General features: G+C 43.3%; 25 protein-coding genes, 1 tRNA gene, 3 pseudogenes and 1 riboswitch. Of the genes and pseudogenes, 26 read left to right on the top strand and 3 right to left on the bottom strand.

Annotated elements, in window-relative coordinates:
- The first annotated feature begins 208 nt into the window (after positions 1 to 208).
- The gene (locus R8695_RS10325) at positions 209 to 787 is read left to right on the top strand and encodes a phosphatase PAP2 family protein (RefSeq protein ID WP_118508797.1); all 579 of its coding nucleotides are present in this window, start codon (positions 209 to 211) and stop codon (positions 785 to 787) included.
- 35 nt (positions 788 to 822) lie between these two features.
- On the opposite strand, the gene R8695_RS10320 is transcribed toward R8695_RS10325, so the two are convergent.
- On the bottom strand, positions 823 to 966 hold the full coding sequence (locus R8695_RS10320; RefSeq protein WP_154779814.1) for a hypothetical protein: 144 nt from the start codon (positions 964 to 966) through the stop codon (positions 823 to 825).
- Between the two features lie 88 nt (positions 967 to 1,054).
- On the opposite strand from R8695_RS10320, the gene R8695_RS10315 reads away from it, so the two are divergent.
- The 4 genes and pseudogenes from R8695_RS10315 (at position 1,055) to R8695_RS10300 (ending at position 3,912) form a co-directional block, all read left to right on the top strand.
- A complete protein-coding gene (locus R8695_RS10315) occupies positions 1,055 to 1,489 on the top strand; it encodes a DUF2383 domain-containing protein (protein WP_154779813.1) in 435 nt (144 codons plus the stop codon).
- A gap of 96 nt (positions 1,490 to 1,585) precedes the next feature.
- Positions 1,586 to 1,756: pseudogene (locus R8695_RS17700) on the top strand (winged helix-turn-helix domain-containing protein); the annotation flags it as partial.
- 104 nt (positions 1,757 to 1,860) lie between these two features.
- A complete protein-coding gene (locus R8695_RS10305; protein WP_243139462.1) occupies positions 1,861 to 2,730 on the top strand; it encodes a DegV family protein in 870 nt (289 codons plus the stop codon).
- Positions 2,731 to 2,814: 84 nt separating this feature from the next.
- A complete protein-coding gene (locus R8695_RS10300) occupies positions 2,815 to 3,912 on the top strand; it encodes a DUF362 domain-containing protein (RefSeq protein ID WP_118508800.1) in 1,098 nt (365 codons plus the stop codon).
- Between the two features lie 138 nt (positions 3,913 to 4,050).
- On the opposite strand, the gene R8695_RS10295 is transcribed toward R8695_RS10300, so the two are convergent.
- Positions 4,051 to 4,638 (bottom strand): cytidylate kinase-like family protein, encoded by a 588-nt coding sequence (locus R8695_RS10295; RefSeq protein ID WP_154779811.1) that lies wholly within the window; start codon positions 4,636 to 4,638, stop codon positions 4,051 to 4,053.
- A gap of 318 nt (positions 4,639 to 4,956) precedes the next feature.
- Here R8695_RS10295 and R8695_RS10290 point away from each other — a divergent pair, with 318 nt between their 5' ends.
- From R8695_RS10290 to R8695_RS17935, 12 genes and pseudogenes are all read left to right on the top strand, one after another.
- The gene (locus R8695_RS10290) at positions 4,957 to 5,184 is read left to right on the top strand and encodes a hypothetical protein (RefSeq protein WP_154779810.1); all 228 of its coding nucleotides are present in this window, start codon (positions 4,957 to 4,959) and stop codon (positions 5,182 to 5,184) included.
- Positions 5,185 to 5,248: 64 nt separating this feature from the next.
- Positions 5,249 to 5,383: a hypothetical protein gene (locus R8695_RS10285; RefSeq protein WP_279238192.1), complete on the top strand. Its 135-nt coding sequence runs from the start codon at positions 5,249 to 5,251 to the stop codon at positions 5,381 to 5,383.
- Complete coding sequence (locus R8695_RS10280) at positions 5,380 to 5,847, top strand: ABC transporter permease (protein ID WP_154779809.1); 468 nt, start codon at positions 5,380 to 5,382, stop codon at positions 5,845 to 5,847. The genes R8695_RS10285 and R8695_RS10280 overlap by 4 nt, the downstream gene beginning before the upstream one ends.
- Positions 5,848 to 6,095: 248 nt before the next feature.
- A complete protein-coding gene (locus R8695_RS10275; RefSeq protein WP_154779808.1) occupies positions 6,096 to 6,914 on the top strand; it encodes an FAD binding domain-containing protein in 819 nt (272 codons plus the stop codon).
- Positions 6,904 to 7,371: a (2Fe-2S)-binding protein gene (locus R8695_RS10270; protein ID WP_118508804.1), complete on the top strand. Its 468-nt coding sequence runs from the start codon at positions 6,904 to 6,906 to the stop codon at positions 7,369 to 7,371. The genes R8695_RS10275 and R8695_RS10270 overlap by 11 nt, the downstream gene beginning before the upstream one ends.
- Positions 7,372 to 7,373: 2 nt before the next feature.
- Positions 7,374 to 9,788, top strand: a complete 2,415-nt coding sequence (locus tag R8695_RS10265) for a xanthine dehydrogenase family protein molybdopterin-binding subunit (RefSeq protein ID WP_154779807.1) — start codon at positions 7,374 to 7,376, stop codon at positions 9,786 to 9,788.
- Positions 9,785 to 10,843 carry a DUF6077 domain-containing protein gene (locus R8695_RS10260; protein ID WP_154779806.1) on the top strand — a complete coding sequence of 353 codons (1,059 nt, stop codon included), beginning with the start codon at positions 9,785 to 9,787 and terminating at the stop codon, positions 10,841 to 10,843. Before R8695_RS10265 ends, R8695_RS10260 begins: the two co-directional genes overlap by 4 nt.
- 30 nt (positions 10,844 to 10,873) lie before the next feature.
- The gene (locus R8695_RS10255; RefSeq protein ID WP_167829741.1) at positions 10,874 to 11,707 is read left to right on the top strand and encodes a hypothetical protein; all 834 of its coding nucleotides are present in this window, start codon (positions 10,874 to 10,876) and stop codon (positions 11,705 to 11,707) included.
- A 114-nt stretch (positions 11,708 to 11,821) separates the two neighbouring features.
- Positions 11,822 to 11,988: riboswitch (Lysine riboswitch) on the top strand.
- A gap of 154 nt (positions 11,989 to 12,142) precedes the next feature.
- Complete coding sequence (locus R8695_RS10250) at positions 12,143 to 13,765, top strand: Na+/H+ antiporter NhaC family protein (protein ID WP_118508808.1); 1,623 nt, start codon at positions 12,143 to 12,145, stop codon at positions 13,763 to 13,765.
- Positions 13,766 to 14,002: 237 nt separating this feature from the next.
- A tRNA-Arg gene (locus R8695_RS10245) sits at positions 14,003 to 14,074 on the top strand.
- A gap of 55 nt (positions 14,075 to 14,129) precedes the next feature.
- The gene (locus R8695_RS10240; RefSeq protein WP_243139461.1) at positions 14,130 to 15,047 is read left to right on the top strand and encodes an SH3 domain-containing protein; all 918 of its coding nucleotides are present in this window, start codon (positions 14,130 to 14,132) and stop codon (positions 15,045 to 15,047) included.
- 159 nt (positions 15,048 to 15,206) lie between these two features.
- A pseudogene (locus R8695_RS17935) lies at positions 15,207 to 15,374 on the top strand (transposase); the annotation flags it as partial.
- A 196-nt stretch (positions 15,375 to 15,570) separates the two neighbouring features.
- On the opposite strand, the gene R8695_RS10235 reads toward R8695_RS17935, so the two are convergent.
- Positions 15,571 to 16,797 carry a polysaccharide deacetylase family protein gene (locus R8695_RS10235; protein ID WP_154779805.1) on the bottom strand — a complete coding sequence of 409 codons (1,227 nt, stop codon included), beginning with the start codon at positions 16,795 to 16,797 and terminating at the stop codon, positions 15,571 to 15,573.
- A gap of 109 nt (positions 16,798 to 16,906) precedes the next feature.
- Between R8695_RS10235 and R8695_RS10230 the strand changes: the two are divergent.
- From R8695_RS10230 to R8695_RS10190, 9 genes and pseudogenes are all read left to right on the top strand, one after another.
- A pseudogene (locus tag R8695_RS10230) lies at positions 16,907 to 17,557 on the top strand (pseudouridine synthase); the annotation flags it as partial.
- A gap of 91 nt (positions 17,558 to 17,648) precedes the next feature.
- The gene (gene ligA, locus R8695_RS10225; protein ID WP_154779804.1) at positions 17,649 to 19,607 is read left to right on the top strand and encodes an NAD-dependent DNA ligase LigA; all 1,959 of its coding nucleotides are present in this window, start codon (positions 17,649 to 17,651) and stop codon (positions 19,605 to 19,607) included.
- Positions 19,608 to 19,652: 45 nt separating this feature from the next.
- On the top strand, positions 19,653 to 20,585 hold the full coding sequence (gene metA / locus R8695_RS10220) for a homoserine O-acetyltransferase MetA (RefSeq protein WP_118508811.1): 933 nt from the start codon (positions 19,653 to 19,655) through the stop codon (positions 20,583 to 20,585).
- 292 nt (positions 20,586 to 20,877) lie between these two features.
- Positions 20,878 to 21,156 carry a hypothetical protein gene (locus R8695_RS10215; RefSeq protein WP_118508812.1) on the top strand — a complete coding sequence of 93 codons (279 nt, stop codon included), beginning with the start codon at positions 20,878 to 20,880 and terminating at the stop codon, positions 21,154 to 21,156.
- Between the two features lie 95 nt (positions 21,157 to 21,251).
- On the top strand, positions 21,252 to 21,491 hold the full coding sequence (locus tag R8695_RS10210; protein ID WP_243139460.1) for a hypothetical protein: 240 nt from the start codon (positions 21,252 to 21,254) through the stop codon (positions 21,489 to 21,491).
- 100 nt (positions 21,492 to 21,591) lie between these two features.
- Positions 21,592 to 22,179, top strand: a complete 588-nt coding sequence (locus R8695_RS10205; protein WP_118508813.1) for a zinc dependent phospholipase C family protein — start codon at positions 21,592 to 21,594, stop codon at positions 22,177 to 22,179.
- Positions 22,180 to 22,462: 283 nt separating this feature from the next.
- Entirely contained in the window at positions 22,463 to 24,367 is a 1,905-nt protein-coding gene (locus R8695_RS10200) for a C40 family peptidase (protein ID WP_243139459.1), read from the top strand.
- A 162-nt stretch (positions 24,368 to 24,529) separates the two neighbouring features.
- Complete coding sequence (locus R8695_RS10195) at positions 24,530 to 25,792, top strand: transglutaminase domain-containing protein (protein ID WP_154779802.1); 1,263 nt, start codon at positions 24,530 to 24,532, stop codon at positions 25,790 to 25,792.
- 57 nt (positions 25,793 to 25,849) lie between these two features.
- Positions 25,850 to 26,548, top strand: a complete 699-nt coding sequence (locus R8695_RS10190; protein ID WP_154779801.1) for a TM7S3/TM198-like domain-containing protein — start codon at positions 25,850 to 25,852, stop codon at positions 26,546 to 26,548.
- Positions 26,549 to 26,598 lie beyond the last annotated feature (50 nt).

Raw genomic sequence — 26,598 nt, 5'->3', positions numbered from 1 at the left:
AGAGTGTTATTGGGCGCGAAGTGAACGGTAAACACAGAGTTTAAGAAATGTTTAGGAAATTTCCCTTATGGATTTAAGACTGGGAATTATATTAAGCACATTTTAAATGAAAGGAGTGTTCATTATGATAAAAAACAAAATTAATATGTGTTGACTACAAGGGGCATATGAAACTTATATAACAAAACTAACATGGTGGGTGAACATTATGATGACATTACAGCAGATAGATATGAATATTTTATTGTGGATACAGGAACATTTGAGAATAGATGCCCTGACCCCATTCTGGAAAGTGATCACTTTCCTGGGAAATGGAGGATGGTTCTGGCTTGTAGTGGCAGCAGTACTGCTGATCTCGAAAAAAACACGCAGGACAGGAAGCGCGGCATTACTTTCCATTGCAATAGGATTCCTGATCACAAATGTACTGCTCAAGAATATGGTTGCCCGCCCGAGACCTTTTGACGCTTATACAGAGATCATTCCTCTGATCACCAGACCGACGGACTTCTCATTCCCGTCCGGTCATACATGCGCATCCTTTGCATGCGCCCTGGTCTTCTTCAGAATGCTGCCAAAGAAATATGGAGTTCCTGCAGTAATCCTGGCAGGCATGGTAGCTTTTTCCAGACTTTATCTTGGTGTACATTATCCGGGCGATGTTCTGGGCGGATTTCTCGTAGCAGTATTTACAAGTACACTGGCCTATCATCTGGTGCAGGCATATTGTAAAAAAGCAAAGGAGCAGTCAGAGGGTCTCTCTCACAAATGGAAGAGGGAATAAGACAAGATGCATGCAATAGTGATCATACCGGTTTATCAGCCGGAAACGGTACTTCCGATAGTGTGGTTGATCCTCTGACCAATCTTTTCCTTTAATCTGGGATGGCAGCTGTTCGCAGTAGTCTGGATACTACTGTTATGGTATCTGATCTGGCTGACTTTTGCAACATATTTAAACATAGTGATCGCATTGCATAGATAACTGGCAAATACACATACTATATCCGATACAGAAATTATTTTTTGAATTCTGACAGGAGGAACCCAAATGGATAACAGCACCAAAAAACTGCTGGAAGAATGCAGTGTCGGATGTAAAATGGGAATCGAAAGTATGGAGCAGGTCCAGCACCATGTAACAGACGCCGGGATCGCAGGTGTGATCGAGAAATACTGTTCCAGACACAAAGAACTGGAGGCAGAAGTCTCCAAAATGTTCCTGCGTGCCGGTCAGCCGGAGAAAGAACCGGGAGTCATGGTCTCCACATTCTCCTGGATGACCACAGGCGTCAAAATGGTGACAGGAGAAGACGAAAACAAACAGGCAGTCAAAATCATCATGAACGGATGCAACATGGGAATCCAGTCCATCACAGAAGCTCTGCACCAATGCAAAGATGCATCCTCAGAAAGCATCTCCGCAGCAAAGAAACTTATCAGAATGGAAGAGAATCTGCGGGATGATATGCAGAAATATTTGTAATTATACAAAATGTCACCAGTTGAAAACGACTGGTGGCATTTTTGTTTAAAAACTGTTTAACTTTTTCTACTATAATCTTTAACCGCCAATGATATTGTATTTTCAAAAGAAGAATTATTTGAGAAAATATGGGGCTATGAATATGTCTCAGATGTAGCAACCGTATCCGTACACATCAATCGCCTCAGAGAAAAATTAGAAGATGATGTCAGAAACCCACAGATCATCGAAACAGTCTGGGGTGCCGGGTACCGCCTGAACAGCTGATCAAGGCAGTGGCAGGAATCAGAAGATGTGGTAAATTAACGATTCCTATGGTATACTGAATGCAGTGGTAATGACTAAATACGAAGGGAACTTAGAGAATGCTTATGGAATATCAGATTCTTACAGATGCAACAGCAGATATGAGTGAAGAAATGCTGGAAGGTTATCCGAAACTGGAGATCATTCCTATGCAGGTTGAGGTTGGAGGAGAGCAGTTTCTGTTTGGACCGGGAGGAAATCTTACTGTAAAGCAGTTTTATGAGATGCAGAGATCTGGGAAATTTGCTTCTACTTCCCAGATCAATCCTCAGACTTATTATGATCATTTCGAGCCTGTGCTGAAAAACGGACAGGATATTTTTTATTTATGTTTTACATCCGGATTATCCGGTACATATAATACTGCGAATATGGTTATTGCAGATTTAAAGGAGAAGTATCCTGAGAGAAAGATTATCTGTGTGGATACTTTATGTGCTTCTGTAGGAGAGGGATTTATTGTCCGTGAAGCATTGCGGATGCAGAAAGAGGGGATGTCCATGGAGAAACTGCAGAAGTGGACAGAGGAACATAAACTTCAGGTATGCCACTGGTTTACTGTAGATATGTTAGATCATCTGCGTCATGGAGGACGTATTTCAGCAGCATCTGCCGCAATTGGAACTGTTTTGAATATCAAACCGTTGCTGCATGTGGCAGAGGATGGTACTCTGAAAGTTATGGATAAACCAAGAGGACGAAAAAAAGCATTTAAACTGCAGATGTCCAAAATGGAGCAGGGATGGCTGCCTGAACTTGGAAAGCTGGTAGTGATCGGACATGGAGACAGTATGGAAACTGCATTGGAGCTGAAAGAAACTGTACTTTCCAAATATCCGGATTCAGAAGTACGCATTGCGGATATTGGCCCTGTTATCGGAGCACATACAGGTCCGGGAATGCTGGCGCTGATTTTCTGGGGAACGACCAGATGAGGCTGCATATAAGAAAAGAAATCAGAGCATGTACAGGCTGTGCTCAGAGAGATATATAAAAAGGATTGTGAAAGAGAAGAATCTATGAACACGAACGAAATTTATATAAAAAACGGCACGCAATACAAAGAAATGACCAAAGAACTCCTGACACAATGTAATCTGGCAGCACAGATTTTTGATACGGATATGCAGATTGGTATCAAGCCTAATCTTGTTGCGCCATCTGAGGCTTCCTGGGGAGCTACTACGCATCCGGAGATTGTGGCGGGGATTATTGAGTATCTGCAGGAGAGAGGATATAAGAAAATAGCTGTTCTTGAGGGCTCCTGGGTAGGAGATAAGACTACGGAAGCATATGAGGTATGCGGATATTGTGAACTTTCGGAGAAATATCAGGTGCCTTTCTGGGATATGCAGAAGGATAAAGGCATTGAGCGTGACTGCAAAGGTGTGAAGTTAAATATCTGTGAACGTGTGGCAGAGGTAGACTTTCTGATCAATGTTCCGGTTCTGAAGGGACACTGTCAGACAAAGATCACCTGTGCCCTGAAAAATATGAAAGGCCTGATCCCGAACACGGAGAAAAGAAGATTCCATGCAATGGGACTGCATAAACCAATCGCTCATTTAAATGCAGGAATCCATCAGGATTTCATAGTGGTAGATAATATCTGCGGAGATTTGGACTTCGAAGACGGAGGAAATCCGGTTGTGATGAACCGCGTTCTGGCAGGAATGGATCCTGTGCTTATGGATTCTTATGTCTGTGAGATGATGCATTATAAGACAGAGGAGGTACCATATATTAAACTGGCGGAAGAACTGGGCGTGGGAAGTACGGATCTGAAACATGCCCGCATCATATACTGTGAGGATACAGCCAGAAAGAAACTGCCGAAATCCCGGAAAGTAGTGGAATTACAGGATGCCGTGGAAGAGGTGGAATCCTGCAGCGCCTGCTATGGTTATCTGATCCCTGCACTGGAAATGCTGAAAAATGACGGCCTGTTTGAAAAACTGGATGAAAAGATCTGCATCGGACAGGGCTTCAGGGGAAAGACCGGGAATCTGGGAGTAGGGGCATGCACCTGCAGATTTGTTCATAATGTGAAAGGCTGTCCGCCTACGGAAAATCAGATCTATGATTTCCTGAAAGATTATATTTTAAATTATAAATAAGTTGTCTGACATAGTAAAACAGGCTTTCCAGGCAGATGTCCGGTAAGGAAATATCTGCTGAAAGCCTGTTTTTATATTATTCTATGTTATTTCTGTATGATTTACATGATCAAAGAAGGGCTATCTGCAGGTCGTCTGTTACAATCCAAGTTTGATCATCTTTATGATGGTATCCTGGTCGAATCTGCTGCTGTCAACTGCCAGATGATACTGAGAGAAATCCGTCCATTTTTTATCAGTGAAATATTCATAATAAGTGCGGCGTTCTTTATCTACTTTCCGGATCATTTTCTGGACACTTTTTTCTTCTCTGCCTGTACGCTGCATAACAGTCTGTACACGGTAATCAAAGGGTGCATAAATGAATACACTGAGACAGTTTCCTTCCAGAATATGGTTGGCACATCTGCCAACGATCACACAGTCTTCTTTCTGTGCTGTCTCTACAATGATCTTACGCTGCAGATCAAAAAGTACATCATTCATAGGCACGAAATGAAAATCACTGTCAAGCTGGAGCTCATGCTCGATGGGGAAACGCCACTGGCTGCCCTTTTTCTCATCAACTTTGGCAAGTATATCGAAGGGGATGTTTTCTTTCTGTGCTGCAATGTCGATCAGTTCCTTGTCATAAAATGTGAACCCAAGTTCATCTGCCAGAGCTCTGCCAATCAGGCGTCCGTTACTGCCAAGCATCCTGTTTATGGTAATTACGCGTTTACTCATAATCAAACCCTCCTTTGTGATATTCTGTTGTTTGTTAACATTATAACACTAATGTCAGAAAAATACCAGTAAAATACATAAAAAAACAAAATTAAAAGAACATTATTATATATAATACACAAAATAAGAGTACGATAGATTATGACTGAATCTTGCACATAAAAATAAACCAGGAATCTATTTGACATCACATTTTGTGTACAGGCTTTTCATATTCGCCTCAAAAATTGCTCACAATTTCCAGATATAGTTAATTGCATAAAAAGCAGTCAGGGCAAAAAACTGTATGACAGACTGAATAAATGGAGGGAAAGAAAGATGTCTGAGAGCAAGGTGATAAAAAAGAAGAAATCAGGGAAAAAGAACACAGCGATGAAAATGCCGGAGGAAACGAAACAGGCTCAGTCAGCTACTGTAGAGATTGGAAAGATTTCCGATACTATCACAGGAACCGGTAATCTGACGCTGGCTGATGCACAGTCTCAGACTGTCCCGTCGAGAATCGAGATCGAAGAGGTATTGAAGAGATATTCAGGACCTGGATGAGAAGATCAGTGCCTGCCAGGATGAGGATGATGAAGAAACCCTGGAAGCTTCTGTAAGCGGCAGGGTGAAACTGATCTATGCACAGACAGGAGATGATACAGCAGATGTGATGCTGGAGAACGGTGCACTGATTTCCGGAACCCAGGTGACAGGGACAGCAGCGTTTCTCTGGAAGGATATATTCCGTACTCTACGATGACAAGGATCGCAGATAATGTACTGGATGTTACCCAGTTTTATGCATATGCATCCAGAGAAGATACGCTGGACTATGCGAAGGAAGCTCTGACACAGGAAATTCTAGAACGTTTTGAAAAAGATGAAGATGCATTCACTGTTACAGATCAGTCACAGATCATGGATACTATGGAAAGTGTAACCAATACCATGTCTCTGATGATTGGAGGAATCGCGGCAATTTCCCTCCTTGTAGGAGGAATTGGAATTATGAATATTATGCTGGTTTCTGTGACAGAGAGAACGAAGGAAATTGGAATCCGCAAAGCCATTGGTGCAAGCAGAGGAACAATCATGCTGCAGTTTCTTATTGAAGCACTTCTGGTAAGTATGATGGGCTGTATGATCGGGATCGTATTCGGATTATATCCGGTAAATAAAGCGGCCAGAAAGAAACCAATCAATGCATTAAGATATTCCGGCTGACAGCATCCGGGACTGGCGAAGGTGTATATCAGAGCATGATATACACCTTTTTTATTTATAATTTGGGTATTTTTATCAATAGACACAGACTTCGGGATTATGTTAAAATGATCGGGGAAAAAAGACAGATTTGTAGATTTTTCTATCAGATTATGTTAATATGATAAATTGGTTGTCCGGAAGAAACGGACAGAATACTGAGAGAAGAAGTGAAATTTCAGTATAGAAAAAAGAGAAAGGATTACATAATGCTGAAAATCAAAAGCTATGTAAAGGTAAAAAGTCTGGCAGAAGCCTATGAGCTGAACCAGAAAAAAACTGCCCGTATCATTGGTGGAATGGTCTGGATGAAAATGGGCAACAGAGCAGTATCCACAGCCATTGACCTGTCAGGCCTTGGACTGGATACCATTATGGAAAATGATGAGGAATTTGTCATCGGATGTATGACATCCCTCAGGGATCTGGAAACAAATGAGGCTCTGGACACCTACACACATGGAGCTATGAAAGAAAGCCTTTGTCACATTGTAGGTGTGCAATTCCGTAACTGTGCCACAGTGGGGGGAAGTATTTATGGAAGATTTGGATTTTCTGATGTTCTTACCATGTTCCTGGGAATGGATACCTGGGTGGAACTGTACAATGGTGGACGTGTTCCGCTGACAGAATTCGTGAACATGAAGAAGGATAATGATATCCTTGTAAATATTATAGTCAGAAAAGAACCGCTTTTTATCTGCTACCAGAGTCAGAGAAATACGAAGACAGATTTTCCGGTACTGACCTGTACAGCATCCCTGATCGGAGAGGAAGCAAGAACAGTGATCGGTGCCAGACCGTATAAGGCAATGGTAGTGAAAGATGAGAAACAGATCCTGAAGAACTTTAAGAATATGACCAGGAACCAGCGTACCCAGGCGATTGCAGATTTTGCATCCTATGCAGCAGAGACAGTGCATGTTGATGGAAATATGCGCGGTTCAGCAGAATACAGGGCTCTTCTGGTGCGGGTTCTTACAAGGAGAGCGTGGGAAGCAGTAGGAGGAATGAAGAATGAATATTAATTTCTGGCTTAACGGTGTGAACCGTAACGCAGAGATCCAGCCGGATACACTGCTTATTGATTTTCTGCGTGAACAGGGCTGCTTCAGCGTAAAAAGAGGCTGTGAAACAGCCAACTGCGGCCTCTGTACGGTACTGATGGATGAACGCCCGGTGCTTTCCTGCAGTACACTTGCAGCTCGAATCGAAGGAAAGAAGATCGTAACCCTGGAAGGAATGCAGAGAGAAGCACAGGAGTTCGGAAGTTTCCTGGCCAATGAGGGAGCAGAGCAGTGTGGTTTCTGCAATCCGGGATTTATTATGAATGTGTTTGCAATGCTTGCTGAGATCAAAGACCCGACAGAGGAGCAGATCAAAGAATATCTGGCAGGAAATCTGTGCAGATGTTCCGGTTTTGTTTCTCAGACCAAGAGTATTCTGAAATTCCTTAAATATAAGAAAGCACAGGAGGAAGCATAAAGATGAAATATGTAAATCAACCTGTACGGAAAACTGATGCAATGTCACTGGTAACTGGAAAACCTGTTTATACAGATGACCTGGCACCAAAGGACTGCCTGATCGTCAAAGCATTGAGAAGCCCCCATGCCAATGCCTGGGTAGAAGACATTAAGACAGGCAATGCAGAGAAAGTGGCCGGTATTGCATGCATTCTTACCTATAAAGATGTACCGCAGAAGCGTTTTACCCTTGCAGGTCAGACTGCGCCGGAGATGAGTCCTGACGACAGACTGATCATTGACCGCCATGTGCGTTTCGTGGGAGATGTTGTTGCCCTTGTAGCCGGTGAGACAGAGGAAGCAGTAGATAAGGCCTTAAAGAGAATCCGCGTAAACTATCGTGTGGAAGCACCTGTCCTGGATATGCATAAGGCGAAGGATAACCCGATCCTTGTTCATCCGGAAGAGAACTGGAAGCTGAAAATCCCGCTTGGAGGAGATAATAAAAGAAATCTGTGTGCCACGGCAATGGAAGAACAGGGCGATGTAGACAAAGTCCTGTCAGAGTGTAAATACACAGTAGAACGCACTTATCATACAAAAGCCAACCAGCAGACCATGATGGAGACATTCCGTACAGCCTGCTATATGGATCATTTCGGCAGACTGATCGTATTGTCTTCTACTCAGATACCTTTCCATGTGAGAAGAATCGTGGGAAGAGCCCTGGATATCCCTGCTTCCAAAGTACGTGTCATCAAACCAAGGATCGGTGGCGGTTTCGGTGCGAAGCAGACTTCTGTTAGTGAAATTTATCCGGCGATCGTGACATGGAAAACAGGTCGCCCATCTAAGATGATCTTCTCCAGATATGAGTCCATGATCTGTTCTTCTCCACGTCATGAAATGGAGATCACAGTACGTGCAGGTGCAGATGAGAACGGTATTGTCAGAGCGATCGATGTACATACGCTGTCCAATACAGGCGCATATGGAGAGCACAGTTCTACAACTGTAGGTTTGAGCGGACACAAGTCTATTGCACTTTACAGACATACAGAAGCATACAGATTTTCTTTTGATGTTGTATATACAAATGTGCAGGCAGCAGGAGCATATCGTGGCTATGGCGCTACGCAGGGTATTTTCGCAGTGGAATCTGCAGTCAATGAACTTGCCCACAAGATGGGAATGGATCCTGTTAAGCTTAAAGAACTGAATATGCCTGTAGAGGGTGGCCCACTTCCGGGATATCATGATGTACCGTTTGCGCAGAGCTGTTCCATGGATCGCTGTATGGCACGTGCAAAGAAGATGATGGACTGGGATTCCAAATATCCACGCCGGGATATGGGTAACGGCAAAGTCCGCGGAGTTGGTGTTGCCATGGCAATGCAGGGATCTTCTATTGCAGGAGTTGATGTAGGCGGAGCTGACATTAAATTAAATGAAGACGGTTCTTATACACTTGCACTTGGATGTACGGACATGGGGACAGGCTGTGACACGATCATGGCACAGATTGCAGCAGACTGTCTGAATACACCGATGGATAATATTGTGGTATTCAGCGTAGATACCGATATTTCTCCATATGATTCCGGTTCTTATGCATCCTCCACAACTTATACAACAGGTGTGGCAGTTATGAAAGCATGTGAGGAACTGAAGAAAAGAATCTGCAAACTTGGCGCAGAGATGCTGGAAGTAGATGAGAAAAAAGTTGACTTCGATGGCTCTTATGTTTTCTATGATGAAACACTTGGTATGGATGCCACAGATTTGAGCAATGGAGAAAATAACACAGAAAATGCTTCTGCAGAGAACGGTTTTGACAGTGGAGATGTGAAATTTAACAGTTCAGCAGATGCAGAAAAGAAAGTATCGCTGGAAGATATCGCGCTGAAGAGCACATTCTTCAATAACATTGAACTTCAGGTAGTAAAACAGCATTCTTCACCGCTTTCACCGCCTCCGTTCATGGTTGGTATGGTAGAAGTTGAAGTTGACACAGAAACCGGAAATGTAGATGTTCTGGACTATGTGGCAGCAGTTGACTGTGGTACGCCAATCAATCCAAATCTTGCCCGTGTACAGACAGAGGGCGGTATTGCGCAGGGAATCGGTATGGCACTCAGTGAAGAGGTGCAGTATACAGACAGGGGAAAAATCCGCAATAACTCTTTCATGCAGTACAAGATTCCGACCAGACAGGATATCGGAAATATCCGAGTGGAATTTGAGAGCAGTTATGAGAAAACAGGTCCCTTTGGAGCGAAATCTATCGGAGAATTGGTTATTGATACTCCGTGCCCTGCACTGGCAGAAGCAATCTACAATGCAACCGGTGTACGTCTGACGGAATTACCCATGACACCGGAAAAGATTGCCATGGGTATTCTGAAAAAACAGGCAGAAGAGCAGGTGGACAGTTGAGAGAAGCGTGTCTTGCGTGTATAGGGTTCGTGCTGGAATTTCTGATTTTTTATGCAGCGGGCAGCCTTCTCGCAAAGATCCTGAAGATCAAAGCCGATATTTCCTTTGTTTTTATACTGGGATATCTGGGATATTTTGCAGTGTTTGAGCTGCTGATTGTTCCGATGACACTGCTTTGGGTACCTTTGACTACGGCGGCGTATGTCTGGGCTGTTTTTATGGCGGTTCTGGTTGTGGCAGCTGCAGTCTGGGGAATCATTTCCCTGAGAAAAAGAAACAGGAAGAGTGCAGGGATCTGGAAACAGCACTCCTGGATGATCTTTCTGGCAGGTGCAGCGGTTTTACTTCAGTGTCTGATCGTTATCTTTTACAATGATACTACGGTGGATGCTGCCTATTATGTAGGAACTGTCAGTACATCTGTATATACGGATACTCTTGCCAGGTATAATCCTTTTAACGGTGCTGCGTTGAAGACATTTCAGGCAAGATATATATTTTCGGCATATCCCATGAACAATGCGGTATGGTGCAGACTGTTGGGGATCCATCCCATTGTCCAGGCGAAGATCGTCATGTCCTGTATGAATGTACTAACGGCGAACCTGATCATTTATCAGATTGGAAAGAGGCTTCTGGAAAATGACGCAAAAAAAGCAGATCTGATGGTGGTATTTACCTGTATGCTTCAGTTATTCTGCGGAACATTGTATTCTTCAGGAACCTTTTTCTTTACAAGATGTTATGAGGGAAAGGCCATACTTGCCAATATTGCTATTCCGACAGTTCTGATGTGTGCGATATGGTATCTTCAGGAAAAAGATAACAGGAATGTGTGGATCATATTGTTTATCACAGCGATCAGTGCGCTGACGTTTTCAGGTTCTGCCATTATTTTTCCTGTTGTGATCACAGCCGGTATGGCTCCGGCTGCAGTCATGAACAAAAAACCTTTCGGACTGTTGTGCTGTGTGATCTGTATGATCCCGTCCATTCTTTATGCAGGTGTGTTTTTTGCCTGCAGACTGGGCTGGCTCACGCTGGCAGCATCATAAAACGGAAGATAAGGTGGAAAGGAGAAAACAGTGGCAGGAGTAACAATTGAAGAAATGGGGATGCAGTTTGTCAGTGCCTGCATGAAAATATATTGGAGTTCTTGCTGGTATCCTCTTTTGTTTGCAGTAGGGCTTTTGTGTACGCTGATATGGGGGCGTAGGAGAAGTTCCAGGATTTTTATAGGATATACATTTTTCTTATTATTGACGGTCTATAATCCTCTGGTTGTAAAATATCTGATCTCAAAGGCAAAATTTGAAAATGAGTATTACCGTTTTATTTGGATCCTTCCGGTGATACCGGCGGTGGCTTATTACGGAGTGCGTCTTGTAACTGTTATCCGCTGGAAATGGTTAAGACCCATTATGGCGGTTCTGGTGGCAGCGGCGCTGATCGTACTGGGAAATCCTCTGGATGGAGTGGTGACCAATTTCGCGAAAGCGGAGAATATTTATAAAGTTCCGGATGATCTGCGGGCCATCTGTGATGTGATCCATCAGAATCAGGAAAATGAAGCTCCGCGGGCAGTTTTTGACAATGATCTGAACAGTATTGTGCGGCAGTATGATGCCAGCATCCGTCTGGTGATCAGCAGAAATGCCAGTCTTTACCGGGCAGGCAGTACAGCAGTTGGAAAATATAATGAGAACGGCAGTTTCTATAAGAAACAGAAAGCACTGCTGGATGTGGTAGAATACCATATCCATGAGGATAAAGAGGGATTTATAAATGCGCTTAAAAAGACAAAAACAGATTTTGTCATAGTGAAAACAGATGGGGGAGATCATGAATTCCTCACAGAATGCGGATGTGAACTGCTGGCGCAGACAGGATCCTATTATGTTTATAAATACAACGGATAGGATATGATTAATGCTAGGATGCAGGAAATACTGCTTAATTTGGAAAAATAAGCAGAAATAGCAGGATATCTATTGCTATTTGCCTGAAAAACTGATAAAGTGTAAAAAATGATATGTAAAGATAGAGGCGCGGGATTCATCAGTAGACCGGGGAGTATGGTATGACAGCCATCCGGTGAAAGGGGAAACCGCCGAAGGAACCTGACAGGTCAGGAGGCTGGTTCCTGGGACGTCACAGAATATGTGCCGTACTGTCACCTGGGTGAAGCGCTATCGAAATAACGTATACTACGTTAGATACCACGAATGTGTTTCATAATACATTCGTGGTTTTTTGTATAACAGGAGAATTTGACGAATTTCCTATTATGCAAAAGGCCTTCCGGGCAGGATTCTTTCTTGTTATGTATCTGGAAAAAAGAGGGAGGTACTTAAATGAAAAGTAACTTAAAGAAATGGTCACTGGGATTCTCCATGATCATGCTGATGCTTCTTGCCAGTCCATTGACTGCTCTGGCAGCGGAGGAGGAAACAGCGGCATCTGCGAAATTTTACGGAACTTTCTGGGCGTTGATCCCGCCGATCGTGGCCATCGCCCTGGCTCTGATCACCAAGGAAGTATACAGTTCTCTGTTTGCTGGAATCCTGGTGGGAGCTTTGTTTTATTCTAATTTCAGTTTCGAGGGAACTGTCCTTCATATCTTTGAAGGCGGGCTGATCTCTGTGCTCACAAGTTCTTACAATATGGGTATTCTGATCTTTCTGGTTATCCTGGGAACGATGGTATGCCTGATGAACAGGGCAGGAGGCTCAGCAGCATTCGGACGCTGGGCAGGTACGAAGATCAAGACAAGAGTAGGTGCGGAGCTTGCTACTATTGTTCTGGGTGTACTGATCTTTATTGATGATTATTTTAACTGCCTGACAGTAGGAAGCGTTATGCGGCCTGTAACGGACAAACATAATGTATCCCGTGCGAAGCTGGCATATCTGATCGACGCTACAGCAGCACCTGTCTGCATTATTGCCCCTATTTCTTCCTGGGCAGCAGCAGTAAGCGGATTCGTAGAAGGAGAGGATGGTATTTCTCTTTTTGTGCATGCGATCCCCTACAATTTCTATGCACTGCTGACTATTTTCATGATGATCGCCATGGTCTTTATGAAAGTGGAATTCGGACCTATGGGTGTTCATGAAACAAATGCATTGAAGGGTGATATTTACACCACTGCGGGAAGACCGTATGCCAATGCGGAGGATGATGCGAAAGTGAATCCCCGTGGAAAAGTGATCGATCTTCTGATCCCTATCATCAGTCTTGTGATCTGCTGTGTCATCGGAATGATCTATACAGGTGGATTCTTCAGCGGTACTGATTTTGTTACTGCATTTTCACAGAGTGATGCTTCTGTTGGTCTGGTACTGGGAAGTTTCTTTGCACTGGTCATCACGATTGTGCTTTATCTGGTACGCCGTGTTATGAATTTCCGTGACTGTATGGCATGTCTTCCGGAAGGATTCAAGGCAATGGTTCCTGCAATTCTGATCCTCAGCTTTGCATGGACTTTGAAGGCAATGACAGACAGTCTGGGAGCATCTGATTTCGTCTACAGTGTTGTAAAATCTTCTGCAGGCGGTCTGATGAACCTGCTTCCTGCTATTATCTTCGTGATCGGTGCAGTGATCGCATTTGCCACAGGTACTTCCTGGGGAACTTTCGGTATCCTGATCCCTATCGTAGTAGATGTATTTTCAGGAACGAATCATGAACTGATGATCATTTCTATTTCTGCATGCATGGCAGGGGCTGTATGCGGTGATCATTGTTCACCAATCTCAGATACTACGATCATGGCTTCAGCGGGCGCACAGTGTGATCATGTAAATCATGTTACCACACAGCTTCCATATGCGCTGATGGCAGCGGTTGTTTCTTTCGTAACTTATATTATAGCAGGCTTTGTGCAGACTCCGTGGATCGCACTTCCTGCCGGATTTGTTTTAATGTTTCTGACTCTGCTGGTTGTCAGATTTAAGTTTGATACCCTTAAGATGTAAAGGCTCAGCTGGAAAGAAAAGGGAATAAAAGGGTGAACAAAAGGGTGAACATGTCAGCATGCTGACGTGTCCGCCCTTGAAGTCTCTGTTGGAGAAAATGTCGAAACAGTAGATAACTTTTGTGCATTTAAGCATATTCCCAAAAAAAACTTTACATTTTCAGGGTCATGTGATAGAATCAATGTTAACTAATGATGAACATCTATGACAATTTCAGATGATCTGATTATGTTACTTGCACCTGTAGCTCAGTGGATAGAGCGGTGGTTTCCGGTACCATGTGCGGGGGTTCGATTCCCTTCAGGTGTGCTGCCTGGGACGTATGTACAGTTCCGGTGCGTTGTATCATAAGGAGGACAAGAACTTGGATGATTTTAGAGAATGGTTGTCAGATAACCTCCGGTATTTTATGCTGGGCGGTGGAATTCTGATAATCGTGGTGGTTTTGTTCTTTGGTATCCGTGCCTGCACAGGAAGTAATAAGGGGAATTCCAGTGACGGACAGACGACCACATCCGGTGACCAGGGAAATGTTCCTTCTTCTCCGACAAATGAAGGGGAGTCTGACGAGAAGAAAGAAGACGCCAATCCTATGGAAACAGCAGATGCAGATATCACTGCATTAATTAAGAGCTATTATAAAGCTCTGGGGGAAAAAGATATTGCAACGCTGAAGACTCTGGAAGATGATTTTACACCGTCCGATGAGTCAAAAGTCGAAAATTTAAACGATTATATCGAAGGGTATGAAGTAGGCGATGTTTACACCAAGAAGGGTATGACAGATGACTCTTATGTGGTATACGCCTGTTTCTATTATATCTGTCAGGGTATTGATACCAAAGCTCCGGCGCTGACACAGTTCTATGTATATAAGAACAGCGACGGAAACTGGATTATTGACAATGATGCATCGCAGGATTCTCAGATTTCTGTATATATGGATTCTCAGATTTCTGACAGCGATGTATCAGAACTTGTATCGAAAGTACAGACTGAGCTGGATAAGGCACAGCAGGATGATTCTGCTCTGAAAGAGTTCCTGAACGGACTGGGAGAAGAATCTACTGTCAACGCATCGACAGAGGCGCAGAACGGCACAATGCTGACTGCTTCCGAGGATTGTAATGTCCGTGCGGAAGCGAATACGGATGCTGAGATTCTTGGCGTAATTTCAGCGGGAGATCAGGTAGAGAAGCAGGGCACCGAAGGTGAATGGGTGCAGATTGATTATGATGGTGAAACGGGATATATCCGTGGAGATCTCCTTGAACAGAACTGAATAGGAAAATAATAAAAGGGCTGTCAGGAAATAGATAGTCCTAGAACAAGAAGGATGTAATTCGTTTCGAATTACATCCTTCTTGTTTATATCTATAAAAAGAAAAAAAGATGGCTAACGACAACCATCTTTTTCTCCGTTACATGTTATAATGTAACTATGCTAACAATTAATTATTATAATGACTTTTTTGAATTAGGACAACAGAAAATTAACTTTAGTTTCTATGAATTGAGTTTACCTGACGACGATCCCGTCTATACCCTTAAAAAAGTGATGGAGAAATTAGATTTTTCAGGCTTGTTAGCCAATTGTTCGGATAGGGGCTTTTTGCGCTCAAAAATAAAAAATATTTCTTAAAATAAAACTATCCCGAACAAGCAGTAAAGCGTAAAAGCCTTGTACTTGCCGGGATAGTTTTATTTGGAGCTGACGGTGTTAAAAATCATCATTGTGATATAAAAATATGTGCCGGAAAGACAGGAAATGCTCTCCGGCAGCAGCTATAAATCTGACAATTGCATCAGTTGTTATGGAAATCTCCGTATGTAATGCCGGTCTGAAGTTCAATCCCATGGACAGAAGCCAGTTCATGAATTGTTACCAGTTCATATCCGTCTTCGATCAGCTGAGGGATCAAAATCTCTGCGGCATCTACAGAAGTGCTGTAAATGTCATGCATAAGAACAATGGATCCATCCTGAACATTATTCATGACTTCATCCACTGTAGACTGGGAATCCAGTGTTTTCCAGTCCAGGGTATCGATAGACCACAGGATCATAGGTGTGCCGATGGTTGCTTTGACAGTATCATTCACAGAACCGTAAGGCGGACGTACCACAGATGCACCCTGGCCGGTGAGGTCAACAAGCTGCTGATCTACCCGGGCGATCTCGGAACTGATGTCTTCTGATGACAGAGTGGTCAGATCTGTGTGATCGTAAGTGTGGTTTCCAAGCTCGCAGCCCAGTTCTTTCATACGTTTTACTTCCTCGGGGAAACTTGCGATTTCTGTACCTACCATGAAGAAAGTGGCCTTTGCGTTATTTTCCTCCAGACAGTCCAGAAGTCTGTCTGTAAAAGAACTGGGGCCGTCGTCAAAGGTGAGGGCAACGTATTTTTTGCTGTCAGAATCTGTACTGGAAACGGCTGAAGTTTTATCAGAAGAAGAATTTTTTCTATTTTTTTCCTTTGAACTTTTTTTCTTTGAAGTTTTTTTTGCTTTATAGCCTTCTAAAGATCCGTCATCATTGAGATGATAGGACTTTTTGCCAATCGTGATATCTCCGGTCTGCATAATGCCGTCCAGATCCATATAATATCGTTTTCCATCTACATCTACCCAGCCGGTCTGCATGATCCCGTTTTCGTCGAAATAATAACGTTTACCGTCTGTGTCTGTGAGCCAGCCGGTATATGCATTTCCATCTACAAGAAACATCCAGTTACTTCCACTGGAAGTCCAGTTACCTTCGGAAGCTTCGTGGGAAACCTTGAAAGATTTTTTGGATTTATTTTTAGAAGCTGCCTTGGTCACTTTCGGTGATGGGGTTGGAGTGGCCTGGGGTATATCAACTGGTGTAACTGTCAGGGAGATTTCTTCAGAGACAAGGGTTTCTGCATCAGAGCTTGGGCTGATCTGTGACGGCAGAGCTGAAGAACGTGTAAAAATCCCGCTCATGCAGATACACAGAAAGACAGCAATGACAGTCAGCAGGCGGCTTGTCTGTGGTGAATGGCCTGACATAAAATGCCTCCTTTATTTTTATTATTCTACAATATGATACAATAAATGAAAAAAAATTACAAGGAGATTCAAGGTTGCTAACCTCTGGAAAAAATTATATAATAGAAAAATGGACGAAAAAATAAGAATCAATAAATATTTAAGCGACGCAGGTGTATGTTCCCGCAGGGAAGCGGACAGACTGATCGAACAGGGAAGGATTACCGTGAACGGAGAGAAAGCAGTAAGTGGACAGAAAGTATCCCCTGATGAAGAAATCTGCCTGGATCAGATGCCTGTCAGTAAAAACAACAGAAAAGTACTTCTTCTTTTTAATAAACCAAGAGGAATCGTCTGCAGCACGAAACAGCAGAGAGATGAAACCACAGTAACAGATTATCTGGATTATCCTCTTCGCATTTATCCGGTAGGCAGATTGGACAAAGAGTCCCAGGGGCTGCTCCTTCTGACGAATGAGGGAGATCTGGTGAATAAGATCATGCGTGCCGGGAATAAGCATGAGAAAGAATACTTTGTGAAAGTGAACAAGCCAATAGATGAGAAATTTATCCGGCAGATGAGCAGAGGGATCCCCATCCTGGATACAGTGACCAGGCCATGTACAGTGAAACAGACAAGTTCAGATACATTCCGGATCATACTGACCCAGGGTCTGAACCGGCAGATCAGGCGTATGTGTCTGTATTTGGGGTATGAAGTGCTGAAGCTGAAAAGGATCCGGATCATGAATCTTACCCTGGATGGGATCCAGGAGGGAGAATACCGGGAAATCCGTCCGGAAGAATGGAAGACTTTGCAGGCAATGCTTGCATCTTCTACAAGTGAAACAGTGACAGGAACAGGAGGACGTCATGGAAACAGCGGCAATCAGGCGAATGAAAGAACTGGCGCAGAAGCTGGACAAAGCGGCAAAAGCTTATTATCAGGAAGATACAGAGATTATAAGCAACAGAGAGTACGATCAGATGTACGACGAGCTTCAGGCTCTGGAAAAAGAAACGGGAACCGTTCTGGCAAACAGTCCCACCATCAGCGTAGGATATGAAGCCGTAGAGCAGCTTCCCAAAGAAGAACATGAAACCCCCATGCTTTCTCTGGATAAGACGAAAGACAGGGAAGTTCTTCGAGAGTTTATAGGGGAACACCAGACGCTGCTTTCCTGGAAGCTGGATGGACTTACAGTGGTTCTTACGTATGAAAACGGGGAACTTGTGAAGGCTGTTACCAGAGGGAACGGTGTGGTTGGTGAGGTTGTGACAAATAATGCCAGGGTATTTAAAAATATTCCGCTGAAGATCCCATATCAGGGAAGGCTGGTCCTTCGCGGGGAAGCCATCATTACCTATTCTGATTTCCAGCGGATCAATGAATCCATTGAGGATGTGGATGCGAAATATAAGAACCCGAGAAATCTCTGCAGCGGATCAGTGCGTCAGCTGAATAATGAGATCACTGCCAGAAGAAATGTACGATTTTATGCATTTGCCCTGGTAAGTGCAGAGAATGTGGACTTTGGCAATTCCCGGGCGTTTCAGTTTCAGTGGCTGAAGGAGCAGGGATTTGATGTGGTAGAATACCAGATGGTGACAGCCGAAACACTGGATGAGGCGATGGAGTATTTTTCTACAGCTATCAGCCAGAATGATTTTCCATCGGACGGGCTGGTTGCGCTGTATGATGATATTGTATACGGAGATTCGCTGGGACGAACTGCGAAGTTTCCGAGGAATGCGTTTGCTTTTAAATGGGCAGATGAGATCAGGGAGACCCATCTGCAGAAGATAGAGTGGAGTCCTTCCAGAACAGGATTGATTAATCCGGTAGCTGTATTTGAACCTGTAGAGCTGGAAGGAACCACAGTCAGCCGTGCCAGCGTGCACAATATCAGTATTATGAAGGAACTGGAGCTGGGGATTGGAGATAATATTACTGTATATAAGGCGAATATGATCATCCCTCAGATCGCAGAAAACCTTACCAGAAGCAGTAACCTGGAGATTCCGGTAGCCTGTCCTGCCTGCGGCCACGCAACAGAGATCCGTAAAGTGAATGAAGTGGAGGCACTTTATTGTACCAATCCCGACTGTGCGGCAAAAAAGATCAAGTCTTTTGCACTTTTTGTAAGCAGAGATGCCATGAATATTGATGGACTCTCAGAGGCTACCCTGGAGAAATTTATTGCCAGAGGTTTTATTCATGATTTCGGAGATATTTTTGAAATCGGGAAACACAGAGATGAGATCGTGGCGATGGAGGGATTCGGGGAGAAATCTTTCGAGAACCTTATGGTGAATCTGGAGAAGGCAAAAGAGACCACTCTGGCGAAAGTGATCTACAGCCTGGGAATTGCCAATATCGGGCTGGCCAATGCGAAAGTGATCTGCAGACATTTTGATGATGATCTGGAGCAGATTCGTCATGCTTCAGAGGAAGAAGTCAGTGAGATAGATACCATTGGCCCGGTGATTGCCAGAAGCCTGACGGAATATTTCGCCAGTGAGGAAAATAACCGGCGGCTTGACCATCTTATGGAGTATCTGAATATTAAGAAAGAAGAAAAAAAAGAGGAACAGATCTTTCAGGGGATGAATTTCGTGATCACGGGAAGTGTAGAACATTTTGCAAACCGCGCCCAGGCGAAAGAGTTTATCGAATCTCTGGGAGGAAAGGTTACGGGATCTGTGACCGGAAAAACAAATTATCTGATCAATAACGATACCACTTCCAATTCATCCAAAAATAAAAAAGCAAAAGAGCTTGGAATCCCAATTCTTTCAGAAGAAGATTTCCTGAAACTTGCAGGACAATAAACCTGGCAGATAAGAAGAAAATAACAGTGAAAAAGGAGAAAAAGAATGCCTATTAAGATACAGGGCGATCTGCCCGTAAAAGAAATTCTGGAAAAAGAAAATATATTTGTGATGGATGAATCCCGTGCATCCCATCAGGATATCCGTCCTATTCAGATTCTGATCCTGAATCTGATGCCTTTGAAGGAGGAGACAGAACTGCAGCTTCTGCGTTCCCTTTCCAACACTCCTCTGCAGGTAGATGTGACTTTTATGGCAGTGCAGAGCCATGAGTCCAAGAATACTTCCATGAGTCATCTGAATAAATTTTACCAGACTTTTCCGGAACTTAAAGGTAATAAATACGATGGAATGATCATTACCGGAGCACCTGTAGAGCAGATGGAATTCGAGGAGGTGGATTACTGGCAGGAGCTTACAGAGATCATGGACTGGACTACAGAACATGTAACCTCTACTATTTTCCTGTGCTGGGCGGCACAGGCCAGTCTTTATCATTTCTACGGACTGAAAAAGAGAATGCTGGATGAGAAAATGTTCGGCCTTTTTTGGCATAAGGTACTGAATCGTAAGATTCCGCTGGTGAGAGGATTTGATGATATGTTCCTGGCACCTCATTCCAGACATACAGAGGTTCCTATTGAAGATATTCACAACTGTAAGGAACTGACTGTGCTGGCGGAATCTGAGGAAGCAGGACTTTTCCTTGCCATGGCAGACGGCGGCCGCCGCATTTTCGTTATGGGACACCCGGAATACGACCGTGTAACCCTGGATGGAGAATACAAAAGGGATGTGAGCAAAAATCTCCCTATCGAGATACCCAAAAATTATTACAAAGACAATGATCCTGCCAACATGCCTCTTCTTATGTGGAGAGCCCATGCAAACAATCTGTATACAAACTGGCTGAATTACTATGTCTACCAGAGTACCCCATTCGACCTGTATGGAACACCGGATTTTGAGCATATTTAGGGGATTTGCAGGAAATTCAATTTCACGTATTTTACTGTAATTTCACATATCTTTATGGAAAAATGACGTACGGCATATTAATAAAAACTCACATATGTATGGAAAACCTTCTGGCAATACCTGCCGGGAGGTTTTTCTGCATTTAAAGAAAGATTTAGATTGTTATAAAAGCAGTTTTTATGACGAATTACATCATATACTGTCGGACGAATTACGTTGACAGTGAAAGTGCAAATTTATAGAATAATAACGAACCATGTCTTATTATCAAAATACAAAAAGGAGAAATTTAATGGATGAAATTTTAGCGGAAACCATGGATGTTTCCATGGTGGAAAAACAGATGGACACAAAACAGAATATTGAAGCCGGTGACGAGTATATTCTGCAGGACAACAGAGATCTCGAAGAACTGGAACGCAGGTATGAAAAGCTAGATCTGCCTTATGCGGCCCGCAGGGTGATCGATGATTACATAGCCTGCCTGAGCACCAGGGATGAACGGTATGCACAGCTTTGTTATCTGTCAGGTGTGAAAACTGTGATATCCCATATGCAGGAAAAACACTAACAGAAAAATAAGGCATATACAACAGCCCCTTTTTTATGTATAATCAAGTCGATATAAATGCGACAGAAGATAAAAGCAAAAAGGAGGTAGGTAAAATGCCCATGAATATAGGAAGTATGTTAAAAATTACCAATGCATGGAATACCTTTAAACGAAATCACCCGAAATTTCCGGCTTTCTGCAGAGCTGTTTCCAGAAAGGGAATCCGGGAAGGAAGTATCCTGGAGATTTCTTATGTAACTCCGGAAGGAGAACGGCTGGAAACCAATCTGAAAGTAAAAGCAGGGGATCTGGAACTGCTCAGTCAGTTCATGGATCTTTCACAAAAGAAATAAAAAAGCTGTGAAGAAAGCATTGAAAATCTTATGTAAATCTGCTATAGTAAGTTTTGTTGGTTGAAGTTAACAATTCTCACAGAAAGAAAGAGGAAAAGAATTGCGTAAAAAATCACATATTTTATTAGCAAGATATCTTGCGGACCAGATGCCAGATACTGCGAGCCTTCAATCTCACAGAAAGGCTTTCTGCTTTGGAAGTATTCTTCCGGATATCAAGCCGTCTTTTATCACCAGACGCCATGAGTTCTTCGGAACTTTTGAGGATGTCAAGGCACAGATGAAAGAACTGGTGGATACCCGGTTGGAAGAGAGCAATCAGAGAGTTTACTGGCGTCGTTTTGGCGAAGTGATTCACTATATGGCGGATTATTTTACCTTTCCTCACAATAAAACATATACAGGCAGTCTTGCACAGCATAATCATTATGAGAAAATACTTAAAAACGAGCTGAAATCCTGCATACAGCGAGGAGAAGCGCACAGATATCTGGAACCGGCTATCCGGTTCAGCACCTTTGCCGCACTGATCGATTATATTGAAGCCAGCCATGAGCGGTATCTCAATAAACTTCGATGTGTGGAGGAAGACATAAAGTATATCCTGAATATGTGTTTTCAGGTAATACAGGGCCTTGTGCAACTATGTGTTGGTCAGGAATTTGTACTGATGAGTCAGCCGGCCTGAAAGGGTGAAATTACTAATAAAATAACGACAGGCTGCCGGAGAGAAAAGTTTCCGGCAGCCTGTTTCCGTGAATAGAAATGTATAACTTTCCAATGATAAAACTTTTCATTTAGAAATGTGAATAAAACATGAAATCTGGATAAATGAGGAAGTTATCCATTTGCAGATGTTGATTTCAAAGTATGATTATGCTAGAATGAGACTAGTTGAATTTTTTGTGCATCATGTCTTACATACAGGGGAGAAAGACATGTCTACGGAAAGAAGGGAGCATTTTAAATATATGAAGAATAAGTATCTTACTAAACTTTTGTGTATGACATTAATGACCGGTATGGCATTGTCAGGACCGGCATCTGTTCTTGCAGCAGCTGACGCAGATGCAGAAGTAGTCAGCTCTGATGAATTTGACTCCTCTGGAGATGAATTTACAGATGGCGGAGATTCAGAACCGGATGCCCCAACGCCGGAACCGGATCCAGATACCCCAACGCCGACGCCAGTTCCGGATACTCCAACGCCAACCCCGGTTCCGGATACTCCAACGCCAACCCCGGTTCCGGATACTCCGACGCCGACGCCAGTTCCGGATACTCCGACGCCGACGCCAGTCCCGGATACCCCGACTCCAACTCCGGAACCTGTAACTCCGACCCCGACCCCGGGAAATCTGATTACAAAGAGTGCGCAGGATATAATAGACAGGATCAATGCTCTTCACGAACAGACGATCACACTGGAGAAGAAATCTATAGTACAGAGTATCCGCGCTGCCTATGAAACACTGACAGTCGAGGAGAAAGCCCAGGTTTCCAATTATAATCTTTTGACTGAGATGGAGGCTTCCATCGCGGCATTGGAGGAACAGAAAAAACAGGAACCTGCGAACAATAATTCATTTTCAGCCACAGCTCAGACAGGAACACCTGTATATTATGCTTCGAACATTCATGCAGGCAAGGATTTCTATCTGGATAGCCTGAAGAAGAATTATAATCTTACTTTTTCTGATGATTTCGCATCTGTGATGGATGAAATTGAGAAAGAATATAAAGAAAAAAATAAACTTACAGATGTAAGTGATGCTGAGAACAGTAAAACAACTACTTCTGCAGACGGTCTTCTGGTAAGAAACTGGCAGGATATTCTGGCTGTTTATGTATACCAGCAGAACAAGGCAGGACAGACGGAATATAAACTGGATTCTTCCTGCAAGGGAGCACTGGCAGAGATCTTCGCACAGATGAATCCTGTAGTCAGGGACAAGCAGAATATTACACATGTTACTTATGGAAACCGTAAGATCAACTATTATATCAAGAAGAATAAAATTTCCAAAAAAGACCGTAAGATTCTTAAGAAATACGTAGAAACAGACTGTGAACTTCTCTGCGCAGTAGTAACTGCTTCCAAAGGATTTGTCCGTGAAAGCGTAGGAGATGATGTCTCTGAAGAGAGAGTAAATGTTATTTCAGCAGCCTATTCACTGGTGGGCAAGGTAGGATATTTCTGGGGTGGCAAGTCCACAGTTCTGGGTGTTGACCCAAGCTGGGGAGCGACAGAGATGGTTTCTGCAGAAGGAAGCAAAAGCACAGGCACACTTCGTGCATATGGTCTGGACTGCAGCGGATTTGTAACCTGGGCAGTGATCAATGGATATCAGAATCAGGGTATGCAGGATGTGGTAGGTGACGGAACCTCAGATCAGTGGGAGAAAGCCAATGTAGTCAGTGAGGCAGATGCACAGCCTGGTGATCTGGTATTCCAGAAGGGACCGGAAGCTGGCAGTGATAACCATGTAGGTATCCTTTGCGGAAAGACTGATGCAGGCGACTGGATCGCTGTACATTGTTCTTCTGGTAAGAACGGAGTTACTGTTGGAGAAGCATACAGTGCAAGTTTCCGTTATATTCGTCAGCCGTCCTTCTATCCGACAGAAGAACAGCAGCAGGAAATGCAGAACAGTGGCTCTGCTATTACATCCGGCAGTGATATTTTCACAAGCAATGTAGCAGTAAGCAATACGCTGCAGAATGTATTAAGAGGCAACGGTCTGACAGACGGCTCCACAGACAACAGTCTGATCTCAGCACAGGAAGACTTTTCCAGTGAAAGCAGCATAACATCTGTATCTTCAGGAAAGATCGATCTTTCAAAAGGTGATGTGACTGTATTTAAACCAGAATAATATATGAATTAATTCACCAGGGAGGCAGAAAATTTCGGCCTCCCTTTTTTGAACAATTGTTTGAAAATTCCCTGTTCTGTGTTTACAATGTGAACATATTTAGGATATAATGGAACACAGCAGAATGAGAAAAATATAGAAATAGAAATGAGGAATTGCAGGATGAAAAGAAGGAGATCTCCTGCACTGCGGATCATAACAGTAGTTCTGCTGATAACAGTGGGAATATTTTTCCTTCTGGGGAATCTGGAAGACAGACCTGTTTCGAATACAGCAAGCTTGACAGGAGAAAATTCAGCAGAAGAGGATACGCTGATACAGAAAATTCAGGAAGCAGTTTCCGGTGAGCCGCAGGAGGTAAAGGAACTCAGGAAACAACAGACGGCAGACGCAGATGAGGGGCATCTGGAATACTATTTTGGTCTGCTGAATGAGAATGAGCAGAAAGCATACAGAGAGATCCTGGAGGGGATCCGGGGATTTCATGATAAATTTTATCTGTCTGTATCCGGTAATGAAGAAACAGACAGGATCTATCATGCAGTGCTGAAGGATCATCCGGAACTGTTCTGGGTGCATAATCGTGAGAAGGTGTATAAGACCACCTATGAAGGGAAAGATTACTGTCAGTTTTCTCCCGGATATACATATTCAGAAGAAGAAAGGCAGCAAATTACACAGGCTATGGAGAAAGCATATCAGGAAGTATTAACTCAGATTCCTGACGAAGCAGATGATTATCAGAAAGTGATGGTAGTATATACCTATATTATAGATAATACAGACTATGTGGTGTCACAGGATGATCAGAGCATAGCCGGAACTTTCTGGAAGAAACAGGCAGTGTGCGCAGGATACGCAGGTGCGGTTCAATATCTTTTGGAAAGACTTGGAGTCTACTGCATTTATGTGGAAGGAGATGCCAGAAACAGTACACAGGGACATGCATGGAATATTGTGCGTCTGGACGGGGAGTATTATTATGTAGATGCCACCAATGGAGATCAGCCGGATTTCCTGGAAGGAGATGCTGTGGATCTTGTGGAACATAAGACTACGATCTATGATTATCTTTGTCCCTTCCCGGTGGAGTATGAAGAGAATTATACTGCTTCGGAGGAATTTCCGGTTCCGGTATGTACAGCTACAGATAAGAATTTTTATGTACTGAACGGAGCCTGTTTCGACAGTTATGACAGAGAACATGTGATGGATCTGTGCAGACTCAGGATTGATAATGATGCGGCAGTAGTTCGGTTTAAATTCAGCAATCAGGAAGCATATGATGCAGCATACGAAGACCTTATAGAAAATAACGGGATCCAGGATGTTGCCAGATATTATATGAGTGTTCATGGCCTGAGTGAGATATCTTATCATTATGGTGTATTGGATACCATGCACACCATGTACTATATGTTCTAACTATAACGGTTCTGATACAGTAACAGAGCAGAATAAGACAGGAAAGAGAGGCAGATTATGAATAATATAACAGAATTACTGAGTAGTATGACGGATATTGGGATAAGGATTATAGGTTCAGATACAGTCAATCGTTTTATGACTGTGATCTTCGGAATAATCCTGATCTTCGGGATTATGAACTGTATTCTTGGATACAGGCTGCTGCGGTTCTGGATGATGTTAGGAGGCTTTTTCGTAGGAGCAGCATTGGCATTTGTCAGTGTTTATACTATGGGAACGGAAACGAAATCTACATACATGATCGCAGTTCTGGTAACTGGAATCATATTTGCAGTGATTGCATTTTTGATTTATAAAGCAGGTGTATTTATACTCGCAGCAGGGATTGGTTGGACACTTAGTATTTATTTTATCCGTCCTACCAGCTCGGCAGTATTTTTTGCCTGCATTCTGATCGGAATCGCTCTTGGATCCCTTGCGGTGAAATACTGCCGGGAAGTTATCATTGTAGGTACCAGCCTGTGTGGAGGCATTATGGCAGGTATTTCTCTGGCGAAGATCGGGGATTTGGCAGATTTTCCTTATGGACTCGGACTGAGTGCGGGTTTTGCAGTTTTGGGAATGTTGATACAGTTTGCCATTAACAAATCCCATGAAGAGGAAGAGGAAGAGGAGGATGAGGAAGAGGAAGAAGAGGACGTGGAAGAAGAGCATCGCATGAGAAAGAAAAGAGAGGAAGAAAAAGAACTGTAAGCTTTGGAAGAAGGAGGAAGCGGATGCATGAGTTCATGCTCCGTACGTAG

The organism is Blautia luti (assembly GCF_033096465.1).
GTDB lineage: Bacteria > Bacillota > Clostridia > Lachnospirales > Lachnospiraceae > Blautia_A > Blautia_A luti.
This window is presented reverse-complemented; position numbering and strand designations above follow the sequence as displayed.

What these genes read in the sequence shown, in the direction of transcription:
- R8695_RS10325 (WP_118508797.1), top strand. Translation starts at nt 209, where the DNA reads ATGATGACATTACAGCAGATAGATATGAATATTTTATTGTGGATACAG.
- R8695_RS10320 (WP_154779814.1), bottom strand. Translation starts at nt 966, where the DNA reads ATGTTTAAATATGTTGCAAAAGTCAGCCAGATCAGATACCATAACAGT.
- R8695_RS10315 (WP_154779813.1), top strand. Translation starts at nt 1,055, where the DNA reads ATGGATAACAGCACCAAAAAACTGCTGGAAGAATGCAGTGTCGGATGT.
- R8695_RS10305 (WP_243139462.1), top strand. Translation starts at nt 1,861, where the DNA reads ATGGAATATCAGATTCTTACAGATGCAACAGCAGATATGAGTGAAGAA.
- R8695_RS10300 (WP_118508800.1), top strand. Translation starts at nt 2,815, where the DNA reads ATGAACACGAACGAAATTTATATAAAAAACGGCACGCAATACAAAGAA.
- R8695_RS10295 (WP_154779811.1), bottom strand. Translation starts at nt 4,638, where the DNA reads ATGAGTAAACGCGTAATTACCATAAACAGGATGCTTGGCAGTAACGGA.
- R8695_RS10290 (WP_154779810.1), top strand. Translation starts at nt 4,957, where the DNA reads ATGTCTGAGAGCAAGGTGATAAAAAAGAAGAAATCAGGGAAAAAGAAC.
- R8695_RS10280 (WP_154779809.1), top strand. Translation starts at nt 5,380, where the DNA reads ATGACAAGGATCGCAGATAATGTACTGGATGTTACCCAGTTTTATGCA.
- R8695_RS10275 (WP_154779808.1), top strand. Translation starts at nt 6,096, where the DNA reads ATGCTGAAAATCAAAAGCTATGTAAAGGTAAAAAGTCTGGCAGAAGCC.
- R8695_RS10270 (WP_118508804.1), top strand. Translation starts at nt 6,904, where the DNA reads ATGAATATTAATTTCTGGCTTAACGGTGTGAACCGTAACGCAGAGATC.
- R8695_RS10265 (WP_154779807.1), top strand. Translation starts at nt 7,374, where the DNA reads ATGAAATATGTAAATCAACCTGTACGGAAAACTGATGCAATGTCACTG.
- R8695_RS10250 (WP_118508808.1), top strand. Translation starts at nt 12,143, where the DNA reads ATGAAAAGTAACTTAAAGAAATGGTCACTGGGATTCTCCATGATCATG.
- R8695_RS10235 (WP_154779805.1), bottom strand. Translation starts at nt 16,797, where the DNA reads ATGTCAGGCCATTCACCACAGACAAGCCGCCTGCTGACTGTCATTGCT.
- ligA (WP_154779804.1), top strand. Translation starts at nt 17,649, where the DNA reads ATGGAAACAGCGGCAATCAGGCGAATGAAAGAACTGGCGCAGAAGCTG.
- metA (WP_118508811.1), top strand. Translation starts at nt 19,653, where the DNA reads ATGCCTATTAAGATACAGGGCGATCTGCCCGTAAAAGAAATTCTGGAA.
- R8695_RS10215 (WP_118508812.1), top strand. Translation starts at nt 20,878, where the DNA reads ATGGATGAAATTTTAGCGGAAACCATGGATGTTTCCATGGTGGAAAAA.
- R8695_RS10210 (WP_243139460.1), top strand. Translation starts at nt 21,252, where the DNA reads ATGCCCATGAATATAGGAAGTATGTTAAAAATTACCAATGCATGGAAT.
- R8695_RS10200 (WP_243139459.1), top strand. Translation starts at nt 22,463, where the DNA reads ATGAAGAATAAGTATCTTACTAAACTTTTGTGTATGACATTAATGACC.
- R8695_RS10195 (WP_154779802.1), top strand. Translation starts at nt 24,530, where the DNA reads ATGAAAAGAAGGAGATCTCCTGCACTGCGGATCATAACAGTAGTTCTG.
- R8695_RS10190 (WP_154779801.1), top strand. Translation starts at nt 25,850, where the DNA reads ATGAATAATATAACAGAATTACTGAGTAGTATGACGGATATTGGGATA.